This is a genomic window from Chryseobacterium antibioticum (assembly GCF_012927325.1).
Taxonomy (GTDB): Bacteria; Bacteroidota; Bacteroidia; order Flavobacteriales; family Weeksellaceae; genus Chryseobacterium; species Chryseobacterium antibioticum.
This window is the reverse complement of sequence record NZ_JABBGI010000016.1, coordinates 42,465-57,652: the sequence shown is the minus strand read 5'-3', so window position 1 is coordinate 57,652 and position 15,188 is coordinate 42,465. Positions and strand designations below refer to the sequence as shown.

At 34.1% G+C, this 15,188-nt stretch carries 18 protein-coding genes; 1 reads left to right on the top strand and 17 read right to left on the bottom strand.

The window, feature by feature from the left end; translation table 11 throughout:
* Nucleotides 1-125: 125 nt before the first annotated feature.
* The 12 genes from HHL23_RS13500 to HHL23_RS13445 all read right to left on the bottom strand — a co-directional run bounded on the left by HHL23_RS13500 (nt 126) and on the right by HHL23_RS13445 (nt 10,650).
* Entirely contained in the window at nt 126-2,807 is a 2,682-nt protein-coding gene (locus tag HHL23_RS13500) for a DEAD/DEAH box helicase (protein ID WP_169235318.1), read from the bottom strand.
* Between the two features lie 72 nt (nt 2,808-2,879).
* Nucleotides 2,880-4,523: a site-specific DNA-methyltransferase gene (locus HHL23_RS13495; protein WP_169235317.1), complete on the bottom strand. Its 1,644-nt coding sequence runs from the start codon at nt 4,521-4,523 to the stop codon at nt 2,880-2,882.
* 400 nt (nt 4,524-4,923) lie between these two features.
* Nucleotides 4,924-5,841, bottom strand: a complete 918-nt coding sequence (locus HHL23_RS13490) for an ISAs1 family transposase (RefSeq protein WP_228464753.1) — start codon at nt 5,839-5,841, stop codon at nt 4,924-4,926.
* Between the two features lie 188 nt (nt 5,842-6,029).
* Entirely contained in the window at nt 6,030-6,836 is an 807-nt protein-coding gene (locus HHL23_RS13485) for a PRTRC system ThiF family protein (RefSeq protein WP_169235316.1), read from the bottom strand.
* Nucleotides 6,833-7,546: a PRTRC system protein B gene (locus HHL23_RS13480; RefSeq protein ID WP_169235315.1), complete on the bottom strand. Its 714-nt coding sequence runs from the start codon at nt 7,544-7,546 to the stop codon at nt 6,833-6,835. The genes HHL23_RS13485 and HHL23_RS13480 overlap by 4 nt, the downstream gene beginning before the upstream one ends.
* An 11-nt stretch (nt 7,547-7,557) precedes the next feature.
* Entirely contained in the window at nt 7,558-8,724 is a 1,167-nt protein-coding gene (locus HHL23_RS13475; RefSeq protein ID WP_169235314.1) for a hypothetical protein, read from the bottom strand.
* Between the two features lie 79 nt (nt 8,725-8,803).
* Nucleotides 8,804-9,022 (bottom strand): PRTRC system protein C, encoded by a 219-nt coding sequence (locus HHL23_RS13470; protein WP_169235313.1) that lies wholly within the window; start codon nt 9,020-9,022, stop codon nt 8,804-8,806.
* A gap of 27 nt (nt 9,023-9,049) precedes the next feature.
* Entirely contained in the window at nt 9,050-9,226 is a 177-nt protein-coding gene (locus HHL23_RS13465; RefSeq protein ID WP_169235312.1) for a hypothetical protein, read from the bottom strand.
* Nucleotides 9,223-9,777, bottom strand: coding sequence for a PRTRC system protein E (locus tag HHL23_RS13460; protein ID WP_169235311.1), 555 nt, complete (start codon nt 9,775-9,777; stop codon nt 9,223-9,225). The genes HHL23_RS13465 and HHL23_RS13460 overlap by 4 nt, the downstream gene beginning before the upstream one ends.
* Before the next feature lie 25 nt (nt 9,778-9,802).
* Nucleotides 9,803-10,009, bottom strand: coding sequence for a DNA-binding protein (locus tag HHL23_RS13455; RefSeq protein ID WP_169235310.1), 207 nt, complete (start codon nt 10,007-10,009; stop codon nt 9,803-9,805).
* Between the two features lie 2 nt (nt 10,010-10,011).
* Entirely contained in the window at nt 10,012-10,221 is a 210-nt protein-coding gene (locus HHL23_RS13450) for an addiction module toxin RelE (RefSeq protein ID WP_169235309.1), read from the bottom strand.
* Between the two features lie 30 nt (nt 10,222-10,251).
* Nucleotides 10,252-10,650 (bottom strand): single-stranded DNA-binding protein, encoded by a 399-nt coding sequence (locus HHL23_RS13445; RefSeq protein WP_169235308.1) that lies wholly within the window; start codon nt 10,648-10,650, stop codon nt 10,252-10,254.
* 631 nt (nt 10,651-11,281) lie between these two features.
* Between HHL23_RS13445 and HHL23_RS13440 the strand changes: the two genes are divergently transcribed.
* The gene (locus tag HHL23_RS13440; protein ID WP_169235307.1) at nt 11,282-11,458 is read left to right on the top strand and encodes a histone H1; all 177 of its coding nucleotides are present in this window, start codon (nt 11,282-11,284) and stop codon (nt 11,456-11,458) included.
* 73 nt (nt 11,459-11,531) lie between these two features.
* On the opposite strand, the gene HHL23_RS13435 is transcribed toward HHL23_RS13440, so the two are convergent.
* The 5 genes from HHL23_RS13435 to HHL23_RS13415 form a co-directional block, all read right to left on the bottom strand.
* On the bottom strand, nt 11,532-12,368 hold the full coding sequence (locus HHL23_RS13435) for a toprim domain-containing protein (RefSeq protein WP_169235306.1): 837 nt from the start codon (nt 12,366-12,368) through the stop codon (nt 11,532-11,534).
* Nucleotides 12,369-12,790: 422 nt separating this feature from the next.
* The gene (locus HHL23_RS13430) at nt 12,791-13,888 is read right to left on the bottom strand and encodes a hypothetical protein (protein ID WP_169235305.1); all 1,098 of its coding nucleotides are present in this window, start codon (nt 13,886-13,888) and stop codon (nt 12,791-12,793) included.
* 68 nt (nt 13,889-13,956) lie between these two features.
* Entirely contained in the window at nt 13,957-14,163 is a 207-nt protein-coding gene (locus HHL23_RS13425) for a hypothetical protein (RefSeq protein WP_169235304.1), read from the bottom strand.
* Nucleotides 14,164-14,209: 46 nt separating this feature from the next.
* Nucleotides 14,210-14,917, bottom strand: coding sequence for a helix-turn-helix domain-containing protein (locus HHL23_RS13420; RefSeq protein WP_169235303.1), 708 nt, complete (start codon nt 14,915-14,917; stop codon nt 14,210-14,212).
* A 2-nt stretch (nt 14,918-14,919) separates the two neighbouring features.
* Nucleotides 14,920-15,171 (bottom strand): DUF3853 family protein, encoded by a 252-nt coding sequence (locus tag HHL23_RS13415; RefSeq protein ID WP_169235302.1) that lies wholly within the window; start codon nt 15,169-15,171, stop codon nt 14,920-14,922.
* Between the last annotated feature and the right edge of the window lie 17 nt (nt 15,172-15,188).

Genomic DNA, 15,188 nt, shown 5'->3' with positions numbered 1-15,188 from the left:
GTCGCCCGAATTTAGACGGTAGAAATCATTCAATTTTTATGGGTTGGGTATGAAAATTTTTCAGATTAAGGAAAAACACTCTATTCTCGGTTAATCCATCATAAATTTCATGGAAAATCATGTTCTCATAATCCTTTTAAAACATCAATTACACTATTTGCTGTATAGGTATTTTGAACTTTTTTGGTTTGAAATACCATGAAGTATTTATAATTACTGCCAGCCAATTTTTCCCAAGTCTTTCCTAAGGTATTTTTATCTCTACTGTCATCATTGTCTCTGTCATCTCCTTTCGTTTCCAAGAGAATTTTATTCCCTTTTTGAGTATAAATTATAAAATCAGGATAGTGGTTGGAACTAAAACCATTTAAAGCAAATCCTTTTCCTCTCTCCAAGTTTCTGTGCCAGAATTTTACATTTTCTAAAGAAGCAATTTCCAGTATCATGCTTTGTTCAAAATTGTTCATAGATGCTTCTTTTTCATATAGAGATTTTGAAATAGGGGTACTCGTATTTAATGGAGTAATGGTATCCGAAAATGAGAAATTCCCTTGTACTATGATGTTGTTGCTATCTATCAGTTTAAAGAATTTCTCTTTAGTATATTCATTAGATAACTCATTGATTTTATCTTTTATTCTTTTGACATAAATAAAATCGTTGTCTATAATATCTCTAATCTGATCAGAAGTCAGATTTCCAAAAACTCTACTTACATATTTTTGCAGCTCTTGTTCAGAAATTGGAGTCATATCTCCTAATTTTTTGACAACAATTCCTGTAATCTGTCTGATTTGGGAGTCTTTGGGTTTAGAAAGAATAGAATCAACCAAGAGAGCTTTAGCTTTTGAATTGAGCTTCTTGATACTGGCCGTACCTTTACTTTCATCAAAATCCACAGCAATAATATCTTTGGAGATTTCTTCAAAAGTAATTTGTGTACTGTAATTGGATAAGATAAACCCATCCAGCAAACTGTTTTTATGCAAAAACTCCCATTTTTCATTCAGTTCTGGAAATAAAGCACTTGTTAAATCATCTTTTTTTTCTATGAAAAATTGTGGAAGTTCAATCTCTTTTACGAAGTCTTTAAATTCTTTGTCTATTGGAAATTGTTTAGGTTGGGTTTTCATAACTTCTGTAAATAAGGAAGTAGTATCATCTATTTCAAATTCATTAACTTTTTGCTCAAATTCAGCTCCTTGTTGTTCCGCTCTTTGGGTAAGTTGAGTAAGAATAGGATTACTTGTTTTTATTTGTTCTAATGTAGTTTCTTCATTGGGATTGAATTCTATTTGGGAAATATCAAACTCCTCATCTGATTTTGGTGTTTCATTTTTAATTTTGTCGTCATCAAATAAACTTCCATTTAAAATCTCATTAGGTGTCAGTATTACTTCTTCCACGGTTTCCTGTTCAGCATAATAATCATCTTTACTAAATCCTGAGTCTTGTAAACCTTTTACTATGCTGTCTAAAGTTTCATTGAATTTAGCAGAAGCAGTCAATACAAAAGACATATTAAGTAATGCCTGATTGTGTTTGATGGTATAAGGTTGCCTTAAAATCCTACCTAAAATTTGTTCAACATCAACAGCAGAAGATTTGTCTGCTAAAGAAGCCAATATATATGCATTAGGACAATCCCAACCTTCTTTCAAGGCATTGATGGTAATGATATATCTTACCTGACAGTCTTTAGCCATTAAATCAATTCCTTTCAGTTCATCTATATTACTGGTTTTTATTTTTATCTGCTCTTCTGGAATTTGAAGTTTTATCAATTGTTCCTTAATCTTCCCAAAAGTGGTATTATCTTTTCCTTTTATATTGGACTGTGCCTGAAACAGAATAATCGGTCTAATATATTTTCCAGTTTCTTTTTCTTCTTCTTTTGCCAACAATTCCAACTGCCTTTGTAGGTGTAGGGCACTGGTAATTACTTCTTCTTTTTTGTGATGATTATACACAATCACAGGAAGCTTTACCATATGTTCCTTCTTTAAAGATAGAGCATTGACAAAAGAAATAATATTACTATTTTCTTTTGGTGTAGCGGTTAAATCCAATATCAATGAAGGATTTAAGTTTTGCAACATTTCTACACTTAAAGCGCTTTCAGCATTGTGGCTTTCATCAACTATTACAACTGGGTTTAAGCTTCTAATAATATTGATTAAAGCTGTATCATCTGTATCTGGTATTATCAAATCTTTTTCTACAATTGTATCTCTAAATGGTTCTAAGGCACCGTTTTCCTGATAAACCTTTCTATCTTCTTTTTTCTTTTTATCAATTCTTAAACTACTGAAATTAAATACAAATATATTTAACTGTTCCGTAACAGAAGAAGGGTTAAAATTGACTCCTTGCAGCAACTGGTCTTTTTCATAAACTTCCACCCTGTTCCCAAAAAGGGTACTGAGTTTTTCTCTATATGGATGGCTAGGCTTGGACAAATTCTTAACTGTTTGCTGTAATAGGTTAGACCAAGGAACCAACCAAACAACAGCTTTCGGATTTCCCTGATTAAAATATTTGTTAAGTGTGTCCAATGCATTTATAGCTATAAAAGTCTTTCCGCCGGCAGTAGGTACTTTTATTGCAATATGGGTAGCACCAGGAACATTATCTTTATAGGGTTTCATACCTTTATAAGACCCATCTAACTGTGGAGAATAGGGAAATCCTAATTTATCCTCCCAATATTTATTGAATGCTTTGGCTGAATTGTTCTCTGTTTGTAGATAGGTTAGAAATTTCTCCAAATCCTTAATTACTGTATGTTGGTATGGTTTTAATTCCATAAGTTTTGCTTGTCTTTAGTTTTTATTTTCAAATTTGACAGTTACTTCATTTTAAAATAGTTTAACTATTTTTTAAAATCTTGAAATATCCCTTGGTATTTTTTTGAAAATAATATGATACTTATCCATTAACTTTTGGTCAAGCAGACACAAATCTGCATAGATGATATACTGATTGGCTTTGGTTTTTAAGGTTCTCAAATAACTTTCATCCAAAGTCGTTAATCTGTCTTTTTCATAGTAAAAATAATACGCAGTGCCATTTTTTGTTCCTAACAAATAATTCTCGTCTTGGTATTGATAATGTTCTTTGGTTTCTGTGTACCAAACATATTCTTCTATTTTTTCTATTTCCACTTCTTCATTAAGCAAATCATTTTCTAAAAAAATAGGTTTTCCTAACTTGTAGTAACTAAAATCTCCTCCAGTTCCTTCTACTTCATTATTGTCTTTACCATAACCATTAACAACTCTTTTTACTCTTTCAGCAGTAATTGTTTCCGCATAATTTTCCATTTCTATCAAAATGAATTTTCTGCTACCTCCATCTTGTTTGTTTAGATTCAATACTGCATGTGCAGTAGTACCAGAACCAGCAAATGAATCCAAAATAATGGACTTTTTATCAGTAGCTTGCTGCAAACAATATTCAATCAAATCAATCGATTTAGGGGTAGGAAAGGATTTGTCTTCAAATATTTTTTTCAATTGCAATGTTCCTGCCTCACTTGAAAATTCAGAGCCATGCCAAAATGATTTAGGTTTAATCCTTTTTTCAGAAACGTCATTTTCTAGATAATCTTTTTGAAATATATCATACTGATTTCGCCCTTTTACAATTTGAAAATGTAGTTCATTTATTCTGTTTTCTGATGTTTCCTTTCCCCATCTCCATCTTCCATCTGTTCCATCTGAAAGTTTTGGAAGTACTTTAACATCAGTGTTATTAATCCTTTCTAGAGATATTGTGTTTGCATTTAAATTAATATAAAAGGGATAAAACATATTTGGTCTATCTTCTCTTTTGGCTCCTGAGCCTCTTTTCCTCAGACCTTGTAATCTATATTTCTTTCCATTTGAATCAACTTGTTTATACTCATTTTGGTATTCTTCAGGAACAGATACTCCTTTTGAAACAAAACCTCCCTTATGATATATCAACAAAAATTCATGTGCAGTAGCAATATACTTATCATCACTTCTTCCTTTAAAATTGTTAACAACTGCTACATTCGCAATAAAATTTCCACTTCCAAAAATTTCATTACAAATTAATTTTAGATTAGCATGTTCATTATCATCAATTGAAATAAAAATAGCACCATCATCAGCTAAAAGTTTGTGCAGGAGTTTTAGCCGTGGGTACATCATGCATAACCATTTATCATGTCTTGTCAGGTCTTCACTTTCTTTGCCTACTACTTCTCCCAGCCATTTTTTTATTTTAGGGTCATTAACATTATCGTTATACACCCATCCTTCATTTCCTGTATTATATGGCGGATCTATATATATACAATTAATTTTTCCTTCATATTCAGGTAAAAGACTTTTCAGAGCTTCCAAATTATCTCCATGGATGATTTTGTTTTCAGAAGTTGCTTCTGGGTATTCAGTTCTACTACTAATGGTATACTGTTTCTCCAATATCCTGTAAGGAACTTCTTGGTGATGATTAATGACTTTTTCTTTTCCTATCCAGTGTAATGATGGCATTTTAGAGATAACTTTTTTAGATTAACACAGTATAAAACAATCGTAGTAATTAGGAATTGCTTTAATGATTGTCAAATTTAACAATTAATATATTAATCTTGTAGAAAAGTATAACTGTCTTTTTTCTTAATTTTTTTTAATATCATTTATTTTTTCAATATTTCACCTACACAAAATATTCTAATAAATGAATAAAATAATATAAAATCTAGGTCAAACGCATGAAATTACTTGATTAAGACTTTTAGGTATTCTATGTCGTATGCAGCTTTTACCCTTCTTTTCTTTAAGCTTAACTTATCATCATGTTCCTTTAGGATTTGTAAAGCAAATTTTCTCATGGTAGAAAGATTTTCAGCAGCATATCCCTTTCTCGCCCTGCAATCATCTTCTCTAAAGGTTACATCCAAAGCCAATGTAGATGATTCTCAATTCCCCAATGTCCTCTGGCTAAAGCATTGTAATAGGAAGCTGGCTGGTCTTCTTCATCGCTGATGTAATAACGGGTTTCACGGCTTTGTTTCGCGCCAATAACCCTTGTGGCTTCTATCTTTACTATTGTTTTCAGACCAGCCCATTGTGCTATATTTTCCTCTAACAGAACGTCTTTTGCAGATAGAATGCTGCATTGGCGAACTTCAAAACGACCTCGTTCGTATTCCCATTCTTCTTTGGTGCTTTCTGGAAGGCAGGCCTTAAAGCTTCCAACAACATCCTGGTAGAGTTCTGATTGATTCTGCTTCAAAGCTAAAAAATAATATCCTTTTTGACTCATAATCTGTTGAACTATTTCTTGTTGACAACCAATGGCATCTATACTTACAACCGCCTCTTCTATATCTATTTCTTTGATAAGATCAGGAAGAACTGTAATCTCATTACTTTTGCCTTCTACTTTCTTCTGTCCAATACACAGACGGTTTTCTGCAACCCAGGCATTAACGATATATAATCCTCGATTACTCTTACTGGTAGGGCTTACTCCCTTGAGCTTCTTGCCATCAAGACATATTTGCTTTTCAGATAATAACCCTATCAAATCCTTACCATAATCATTTAAACAACATCTTAAAAGATCAGGATTAAGTAATGAAAATACCCTATTGAAGGTATCATGAGAGGGAATCCCGTTCTCTAATTCACAAAAGGCTTGTACAAAATCTCTATGACTTTGACCAAATAAAACCATATCTTCATAATCTTCACCATTGCTTAAATAGGTAAAAAGACCTATTAACAATATATCTGACAGTTTGTGGATGCACTTGTTCTCCATTCGGAAATCCTCTATGCTTCCAAAGTATTCTTGTATATCCATGCAGACAAAGTTCTTATTTATTTTTCATGCGTTTGCCCTATATAAAATCTGCAACTTCTTTTTAAAATCATAAGGCAACAGTAGTGATTCTTTTTAAAATGGGGTTGCACCGCTTTCAGCAAAAATGCGTTTCCGACCAAAGGAAGGAAATGCATTTTTGCCGCCCGATTTTTCTCAGACGGCAGAAATTATGCAATTTTTATGGGTTGAGAATGAAAGTTTTTCAGGTTAAGGAAAAAACCTCTATTCTCGGTTAATCCGTTTCTGAACAAACTCCACAGCAGAGAACTTCCCATTTGTGCCAGTGTTGAGTTGATAAACAAATCCTGTTTTTCTAATGCTTCTGCAAGAGAACAACTTGGCGTATCATCATTGGTTTCGGATTCCTTTAGCAAATCTCCAAATTCATCGGTGATAAAAGGTAAATGATCCACCGTTTCATATTTTTCGGAATTAGGCTGTTTGATTGTTCCTATGGTAGCCAATATTGCCTGCCCTGAATTTTGACTATTCCCAAAATCTAAAGAATACAAGGGACGGTCAGCATAATAGCGACCATTATTCAGTCTTTTTAAAATATCCGCAATTTCAAACCTTGCACTCACACTATCCACACAGGAAATATAAATATTTGCTGAGAAATTTTCGGGCAATCTTTCCGATTCACCAAGTTTAAATTTTTGTGTTTCTGCTTTCCAGTTTGTCCCTGTCCATCGGTTAGCACGGTTGATTAATGCAACGGATTTGTATAAACCTGTTTCTGATTCTGCAAAACGCTGTCTCCCTAAATTAGCTTCGGTAATAATATCATCATCCCAAAGTCGTACAAATAATCCTGTATGTCCTAATTGAATCAAACTATGATTCATTTCCATTAATGCTGTCAATACTTTTGAGCCTGTCCCCCCTGCACCAATAAGGTTAATGGTTACAGGGTTTGTAGGATTAATCAGGTAATTATCCGTAAAATGCACTTTTATTTTGTCGCTTGTCATAGCAGTAAATTTTTAAGGGTTTTGCTGGTCTTTTTCAATATCTCTTTCGGAAAGGGCTTGTCTGTATTAACGAGTTCTTTCCAAAGGTTTACACAGTTGCTATTGGTAGGATTATGGTTTAAATGGCTGAACCTGCTGTTAAAAAAATAGTTTTCCCAAGCCTGTATAAATTCTTCAACCGATACTGAATTTTTAATATCAACATTAACTGTTCCCATACAGACACTTCCGTTTTCATACACATTAAAAAAAGGAGCATGGTATAAAACTGTTTTTTCTGTGGGTCTTTTGTCTGAAGTTAGTGCAAATACGGTAAGGTGCTGTTTGGACGCCATCCATAGCATAGCGGGAACATTTGCTGTACCGTTGGGAATTTCAAGGGATTTGGTAAAGAATAATTTTGTTTTCTTTGCTTTGGTGTACCAGATTACCGAGCCTTTTTCGATCGGATTGACATATAAAACATGAGTCGGCAGAATACTTTCAGGTTTCAGAAATGCTTTGCTTTTTTCTTTTCCTGTATTAAGGGAGTTAGCCAATATTTTAGCTTCTCTTTCACTCAAAGGATGAGCATTAATGGGATTTCCGTTTTTATCCATATCGAAATGCTCCACATAAGTATCTCGATTATCATCATCGTTAGCCTGATAAATAACCAGTGCTGAAACGGGATGATATAATGTTCCGAAATGATGGGTTATATCTTTCATAATCTTTATATTTAAATGCTGTTCAGAATATCAATTAATCTTTCTATCAGGGGAAAAATGCAATTTTCAAAATCAAGGCTGTTATTGCTGATATTTGCTCCATCAAATCTTTTTTCAATGAATGGTTCTTCCACTTCCATACATTCCTGAAATTCTGCATTAACAGAATCAAATAAATTTTGAAATAATATTCCTTTATCATCTGCACAGAATGAAACATATTTATCCATTGTGATGGTTCTTTCATGATAGTCCTCATCATAATCGTCATTATCTTTATTTCTTTTGTCTTGTTGAATATTTCTGTAAATAGTAGCATCAGGAAACATTTCATAGAGGGCAAGGGTATCACAAGCTAATAAAAGACAATCGGTTTCAAAGGAATCTCTATTTTCAAAACGATTAATCCTCTCTTTAAATCGGGCTAAATTATGTGGATTGTATATTTTTTGCTCCATATAGTCACCAATCCACTCACTCTGTTTTATTTCACGTGAATATTCAGGAGTATCTTCATTTTCGTCATTTATGAGCCACTCAGAGATCATTTCATACATCCAGTACAAATAGCTGTCCTGTTGTCTGTAATAAGGAACATCTGCGATGTGATACAGGCACGAACAAACGGACTGTAAAAGCTGTGAAGCCTGTTTATAATTGGGATTTTTAGATAATCGGTACAGGGGAACTATCGGAATATAATATAATGTAGCTCCTGTATTATATTTTTCTTCGCTCAAAAAATAAGTTTTCTTTTTATCCTGTACCAATCGAATTTTGTCCCAGTTTTTTATCTTAGTTTTTAACTGCTTTTTTATATCCTCTAAAGCAAAAGCAATATTGTAGGGGAAACCTAAATGCTTTGACGGTGTAGGTTTGATTCCGTAATGTTCAGCCAATTGGGAAAGGGACTGATAAAAATCTCTTTCCATGTGGTCTGTTTCCTTCCAAGCCTGTACGGATTGCGTGTCTTTCAGTTTGGGCAGGAACGAACATTTTAGAAAAGCATGGGTAGCATGGCTGTTGGCACTGCTTTCATTTTGTCTTTCTGTATTTCGTTCGCATCCTTTGGTCTTTGCATCCGATGGGCGAACTCGCCCAACTGCCTGTGCAGTTGTTTTTGTCTTTGCTGTTCGGGTAGCTGTATTTTTCCCGATATGATTTTTCGTTGCATTCATAATAATTTAGTGATTGATATTTGGTAAATAGTGGTTGGATTTAAAGCTGATTTACTGAAAACCCAACCACAATAATGTATCAGCCCTTCGTACCCATTACACTTTCAAAACGGTATTCTACCGTGTCATTCCTGATTTGTGGTGCAGATACTTTTGCGGTCGTTAAAATTGGATAAGTATTGGCGTAAAAATTCATTACAGCTTCAACGCTCCATTTGTGTTCGGGGTCTGTCAATCGAATTTCCTGTCCGTTATCTTTTAGGATAAAAACTCTTTCTAATTGGGTTGCGAGTAACATAATTGTTGATTTTCTGATTTGACGTATTTATTTTACTATTTTCCTGCCCTTTATCTTTAGTCCGATGATGGCTTGCATTGGGCAATTTTCTATTGCCATTATCTGTTGTATAGCTCCCTGTTTTCCTCTCATAGAAGCCACTTGAAGTCTTACTTTACCTTTATCATGTTGTAAGGTTGCTGTATAGGTTTCTATGGTTATCATGGCTGTTGATTGATGGTTGTAGAGGGCATTTCTTTTTGGCTGAAAAGGTTATGCGCAAAATGCCTTTCATATTCATCCTGTTTTTTGCGGATAGTTTCTGCATAGTCGGGATATTCCGAAGCCTTTGGAAGTGCTGACCATGCACCTTTATAGTTGCCTTCTTTTTCGAGTTCTTCGGCTTTTTGAAAAGCATCCTTGTATTTTTTTTCTTTGGCTTCTTTTTCTTTTTTCTCTTTATCGGATTTTACTTTCTCCATTGCGGATTGCTTTTTCGCTTCTTCTAATTGTTTCATAAAGCTTTCCATATTAACCATTAATCCTGAAGCACTCTGCAAGGGCACTGAAACATTCTCAAAAAATCCGTTGTCTAATTCTTCTGCTGTTCCTCTCAAAGTAAGGGGTGGAATGGTTTTTCTCGCTTCGTCTCCGCATTGCTCATTATTGAGCAGTATGGAAAGGATAATATTGCTTTCTCCTGTCTGTCTAAAGGTAATCTGTAAATCACCTGACAGATTCAATTTGGCTATCTGCCTAAAAAAATTGGTTTGCATAATTTGGTATTTTTTGATTTTAGTATTATAAATTGTCCTTTTCAGAGGTAAAAATCCCATTGATATAGTAGCCTATAAGCCTTTCCCAAAGCCGTATTAAACTGTTGGTATCTACATAGTAATTTTCTGATCGGTTACAGTAAATGATATATATAGGTACATCCCTGTAATCATTATTATAGCTATAAGCTTTTGCCAGTTTCTTAGCTTCGGTTTTTGATTTTGTTTTCATAGTCAGGATTTTTCATAAATGTATGTCCCACTTGTTTTGAAGGGGCCTGCACCCTCAGTCAATCGGATTTCCTTGTCAAATTTCAATGATAAACTTCTTGCATAATGTATCGCTGTTGTCCTGTCACAATGGATTTTGAGGTATATTTCTACCTGCTCCCATTCCCTGCGGTCGCTTCGGGATTTCATCTGGAAATTATATTGTGATTCCATAAGTTTTTTAGATAATCTTGGGTTAATTATTTAAAATGGTAAATCATCATCTATATCACCAACAAAAGGATGAGTTGTTTCCTCCTTAGTATTTTGTTTTGGTTCATTTTCAGAAGTTTTTCCGCTACTGTGAAGCTTAATATTTGAAGTGTGAAAATTCAGTCCTGACCGAATTTCCCCATCTTTGCCTATCCATGCACTTGAACTCGCCCTGCCTGATAATTCTACCAAAGTCCCTTTAGTAAGAATTTTGGCAACATTCGGACTTATCCAGTATGAGCAGTTATAATAGGTGGTCAGTTCTCTACGATCTCCCTGCTTGGTCTTGTAGCTGTCATTGATAGCTACTGAAAAGTTCACGACCTGTCTGTCGTTTTTCAATGTGTTGATTTCTGCGTTTTTGGTAACTCTACCGATAATTGTGTTCATAATATTTTGTTTTAATTGTTAATCATTACTTTTTGCCAGTTATAAAATTTCGAGTGATTTGATTTGGTATCGAGGACACTCGGCTTCTTTTTTTTCACCTTTTCAAGGCTGGAAAAGCACTATTTTTTCGTTGTTTTTTGTTGTTTTTTATGTTAATGTCAAAGAGCGCTTTGTTGAGTTTGATTCGTATAACTGAGGTTCCGGCTTTTTCTTTGCCAATGACCATAGTACAGGATCAGGCACTTAAAACCGAAATGGAAAGCATTGAAATAGAGGCTCCGAAATCTTTTTGTCCGAAGGATTTTAGGAGTGTCTGGAAAAATTGTTGGAACGAAGTGGAAAGAATTTTTGTAGAAACCCAAAAAGATTTTTTTGAGTGAATGGTGCTGAACTACATTTGCAATCGTAAAAGCTAAACCGCTTGTTGGCAGAAGGTTCAACAAAGTTTTGACTTTAACGGTAAGACCACTAAAATCAAGTCGATGGGGTCTTTCTCTGGTATTTTAAAGAATAATTATGTTTTTTTTAAGTTCTTTTTATTGAAACTGCAAGAAAAACGATTTTAAAAGAGTTTTTGCATATAAAACCTATTCTTCTATATTTGCAGCTTTAAAACATAAAACGATCTTTAATGAAAGAACTATTAGAAAAAATTAATGCAGAATTCGAGACTTTTAAAACGGATTCAGACCTTCAGCTTGAAAAAGGAAATAAGGCAGCAGGAATGAGAGCAAGAAAAGCAGCTTTGGAATTAAGCAAGCTTTTAAAAGATTTTAGAAAAGTTTCTGTGGAACAAGGCAAGAAATAGTCAAAAGCTCCCTGATTTTTTGGGAGCTTTATTTTTGAGATAGATAGTATGTGGTCATTTACAATTTAGTAGCTTATAATTTCCTTTGGCAAAACCACTCATTAAGATCTTTAGAATTCTTATACATCGAGGAGCAATCCTCAACATTTTCGTATTTCATTATTATTTTATCCTTAGTAATATTTCCATTAGAATCATTATCAAGAAACAGGTAGATTTTATTGTATTCATTAAGTTTTTTCATCGCTTTGAAAAGCATTACCGTAGAATTAAGAATCAGATAATCAGAATTTTTAGTTTTTTCTATATTTTTGAAGGTCAGATAATCTATAAAACCTTCAAAAACAGTGATTTCATCATTATTTTCTTCTCCCAGAATCAAAGTCACATCTTTTTTTCCCAAACAGATTTTCGAATACGAATTACGGATTTCAAACCCGCCAGAATTATTTTCAAAACCAATTCCGAAATAGTTTTTCCCTTTTAATTCATAATGCAGCTCTTTAACCAAGTGCCTCTGTTCATCAACTTTTCTGGTTTTCAGATATTGAATTAAAGCAGGATGCTGGATTTTTTTAATTTCAAAAATCCTATATTCAGGCTGTGTTCTGATTTCTTCTTTTTGTTTTTGATGCTGTATTAAAAAATCAAATTTCCCGAGGTATTTCAAAGCCTCCGAAACTGAACATTTTTTAACCTGCTGAACAATAGAAATGACATCGTAACTCTTCCCCGTTCCAAAGTCAAAAGCTTTATTTTTAATAAAATCGACAGAGAGACTGGGAATTTTTTCCTCCCTGTCCAGCGCAAAATAAAAAGCGGTCTTTCCATTTTCTTTCACGGGAAAAAGATTGAAGGATTCTAAAACCGTCCGGATTCCGACTTTCTGTTTGATTTTTTCGCAATTCATTTTTTTCCTTTTAAAGCAGTCTTTTTATTCTGGAATTTCCTTTTTAATAAAAAAAGACTTTTATTTTCTTTTTAGTATACTTTTAGCAATTCGTTGTACCCACTTCTAGCAAAGCATTTGTAATATATTCAAAATGAGTGTAATTCCGAATTCCAAATGAGTCCAAATCCGAAATGCAGATGAGCACAATTCCGAAAAAGTGCCTTTTACCAGATGAGTGCAAATCCGACTTGAACCTTGTTTTCATCTGTTGTTTTCACTTTATCTATAATTTTCATCGGCTTTACAATACCTGAATGAGTGCAATTCCGAAATCAGCATCATAAGAATTCCAATTTTTAACATTTTCTTAACTTCAGCGAGTGCAATTCCGAATTCTAAATGAGTACAAATCCGAAAGACGAATGAGTGCAATTCCGAATTCAGAGAATAACAGGATAACCGTTGGGCAGAATTTCCCCCATTTTAGTTTCTTTGTATAGTTGTATAATGAACTCCTGCATTTTGTTCAAAAAATGTACTCCCTGAAAATCCGTAGATTTTACCCCTTTCTGCCTGTTAATCCTTATAAATTCACTGAAAGCCTTTTCTATCAGTTTGCGGGTTTGTGAAATAGTTCTGTACTGGTAGGAAAACTGAAGCATTTCGTCTGCCTTCAGACCGTATCTTTTGCTGAAATAATATAACCGTCTTGTAATTTTTGATTGTTCTTCTGTATTCTCCGGTATATCGGAGCCCGTGTTCATTTTAGTGTAAAAAGGATGAATGAAAATAAAATCTCCTTTATAGTGACAATTGAATGAAAGGTTATTGTACCTGTTAAAATTTACTCTTGCAGGTTTGAGAAACTTGAAACAAAAATCATTCGCGGTTTTATAGTTCAGTCCAAACTTTTTGTTCAGTGAAGAAAGTTTCATCATGGTTCCGCCTTCGGGAAGTTTTGAAAGCCAGATCGCAAAAATTATATGCTTATTGTTTCTGATATTATATACCAGATTGTAAAGGATGTAATTATATTCGGGAATAATCATCAGCTTTTTCAGCCAGTAGCTACTGATCAGAAAGCTTGTATAACCGCGTTGGTCATAAGTCGGCGTGGAAATAAGTGCTCCAAATGTTTTAATCTCTTTTCCATTGGAATTAACAGATTTATACCAGTCCATTTTGAACCGGGCAAGAAACCCATACGCTTCCACAACCTGTTTAGTAGAGCCACTCGGAGAGATTTTGCTGTTCCGGATTTTAATTGAGGCGAAAATGTTATTTTCGGTTTCAAATTCTTCATCAAACAGGGAAAGCTGCTTCGGACGGTCCTCAGGTCGGAACTGCTCACTGCTGATAATCGACATAATATTAAAAATAACACGAAGTGCACCAGTCGGAATATCAGCCGCCTCCTGGTCTTCAAAAATAAAATCATCCACAAAATGATTACCCAAGCGTATTCTGTCGGGAATTCTTTCGCTTTTATCTTCAAATTTCTTTCTGACAAGTCTAAAATCTTTTTCCGGAATAGCCATAATTTATAGTTTAGCGTACTTTAATTTTGTCCTTCTTAACAGAGAACTATATTCGGATTGAAAAACCTCTACAGCAATTTAATTTTCTCACTCTTTAATGTTTTTGAGCCATCATTAAGATTATAATATAGATAATCTCCTGTTTCATCTCTTCTGAAAACTCTTTTTTCTACTTTCCCGAAATTGGGGATTTTAATTTTTTGAATTCCTTGATACTCGGCAAGCATACCATTTATGCTTACTTTCTGTCCGGGCTTTATATCTGATAGTTTCATTTTTATAGTTTTAAAATTTAAATAGGTAAACCTCTCCTTTCAAGGATCACTTTGGAGGTTTAATACTAGGGATTGACTCTAAAGACAACGGTCCGTTGTCAGTCCTGTTTTTTATATAGGGCAAAAGATTTTTCAATGAGGATTTCCAGTTGGTTATCGGTTTTCCTAAATTATTGCACCAATCATTACCAGCCCACAAAGCGTATTTCCCCTTAATATCTGAGTCCATAGATACTTCATATCCACTCAGCGTATAGGCATATGCCATAAATTCTTCCAAGGAAGGGTTTTTGGCCATTTTAAAAGGCTTAGCCGTACTATTATAAAAGGATGCTTTCTCTTTCTGCTCTATAGTTTCGGGAGTACTTAAGGCCGGTAAGCCAACCAATGATAAATTTTCATTTTTCTCTGTGATCGCTGCCAGAGGGTTATGCTTGATTATTACCTTCCTGCTTTTTTCTTGGCTAAGGATTTCTAAAGAATAATTCAATACTATTCTGTAAGAACATGAATGTCCGTTTTTGCTTTCATACTGAACCAGCCCTGAATTCCGCAGCAATTCTCTGGCAGATTTTACCGTTTTTCTCGTTAGTCCGAGTGTACGACCAATCGCAACATCGGAAACAGTAACATCGTATCCGTTATTATCGTTCGCTAATTTCAGAAGATACAGATAAATGACAACAGCAGTGGTACCTAATTGTGCTTTTGGGCCAGATTCCCAAAACCTTTGTATGAGCTCGTGATAATACATCGTTACTTCCTGGCAAAAAGCTCTAATACTTTTTGCTTATCAATGATGATAATTTTCCCCTTTTGTATGATGGCTTCATCCAAAATTCCGGAAGATTTTATTTCCGAAGCTTTTGAAACGGAACAGCCCAGAATTTTGGCTAATCCTTTCAGTCCATATTCATGCCTATTTTCCGAATTGAGGTTTTGGATAACTTCCAAAAATTCCTCAACCGTCAGCTTCCAAAGGGGTGTTTGCGGGTCTATATTTTTCATTTTCTCTTTTTCTTTTA

What these genes read in the sequence shown, in the direction of transcription:
- HHL23_RS13470 (WP_169235313.1), bottom strand. Translation starts at nt 9,022, where the DNA reads ATGTTACTCGCAACCCAATTAGAAAGAGTTTTTATCCTAAAAGATAAC.
- HHL23_RS13465 (WP_169235312.1), bottom strand. Translation starts at nt 9,226, where the DNA reads ATGATAACCATAGAAACCTATACAGCAACCTTACAACATGATAAAGGT.
- HHL23_RS13435 (WP_169235306.1), bottom strand. Translation starts at nt 12,368, where the DNA reads ATGAATTGCGAAAAAATCAAACAGAAAGTCGGAATCCGGACGGTTTTA.
- HHL23_RS13475 (WP_169235314.1), bottom strand. Translation starts at nt 8,724, where the DNA reads ATGAATGCAACGAAAAATCATATCGGGAAAAATACAGCTACCCGAACA.
- HHL23_RS13480 (WP_169235315.1), bottom strand. Translation starts at nt 7,546, where the DNA reads ATGAAAGATATAACCCATCATTTCGGAACATTATATCATCCCGTTTCA.
- HHL23_RS13425 (WP_169235304.1), bottom strand. Translation starts at nt 14,163, where the DNA reads ATGAAACTATCAGATATAAAGCCCGGACAGAAAGTAAGCATAAATGGT.
- HHL23_RS13440 (WP_169235307.1), top strand. Translation starts at nt 11,282, where the DNA reads ATGAAAGAACTATTAGAAAAAATTAATGCAGAATTCGAGACTTTTAAA.
- HHL23_RS13455 (WP_169235310.1), bottom strand. Translation starts at nt 10,009, where the DNA reads ATGAAAACAAAATCAAAAACCGAAGCTAAGAAACTGGCAAAAGCTTAT.
- HHL23_RS13485 (WP_169235316.1), bottom strand. Translation starts at nt 6,836, where the DNA reads ATGACAAGCGACAAAATAAAAGTGCATTTTACGGATAATTACCTGATT.
- HHL23_RS13450 (WP_169235309.1), bottom strand. Translation starts at nt 10,221, where the DNA reads ATGGAATCACAATATAATTTCCAGATGAAATCCCGAAGCGACCGCAGG.
- HHL23_RS13445 (WP_169235308.1), bottom strand. Translation starts at nt 10,650, where the DNA reads ATGAACACAATTATCGGTAGAGTTACCAAAAACGCAGAAATCAACACA.
- HHL23_RS13495 (WP_169235317.1), bottom strand. Translation starts at nt 4,523, where the DNA reads ATGCCATCATTACACTGGATAGGAAAAGAAAAAGTCATTAATCATCAC.
- HHL23_RS13415 (WP_169235302.1), bottom strand. Translation starts at nt 15,171, where the DNA reads ATGAAAAATATAGACCCGCAAACACCCCTTTGGAAGCTGACGGTTGAG.
- HHL23_RS13460 (WP_169235311.1), bottom strand. Translation starts at nt 9,777, where the DNA reads ATGCAAACCAATTTTTTTAGGCAGATAGCCAAATTGAATCTGTCAGGT.
- HHL23_RS13420 (WP_169235303.1), bottom strand. Translation starts at nt 14,917, where the DNA reads ATGTATTATCACGAGCTCATACAAAGGTTTTGGGAATCTGGCCCAAAA.
- HHL23_RS13430 (WP_169235305.1), bottom strand. Translation starts at nt 13,888, where the DNA reads ATGGCTATTCCGGAAAAAGATTTTAGACTTGTCAGAAAGAAATTTGAA.
- HHL23_RS13490 (WP_228464753.1), bottom strand. Translation starts at nt 5,841, where the DNA reads ATGGATATACAAGAATACTTTGGAAGCATAGAGGATTTCCGAATGGAG.
- HHL23_RS13500 (WP_169235318.1), bottom strand. Translation starts at nt 2,807, where the DNA reads ATGGAATTAAAACCATACCAACATACAGTAATTAAGGATTTGGAGAAA.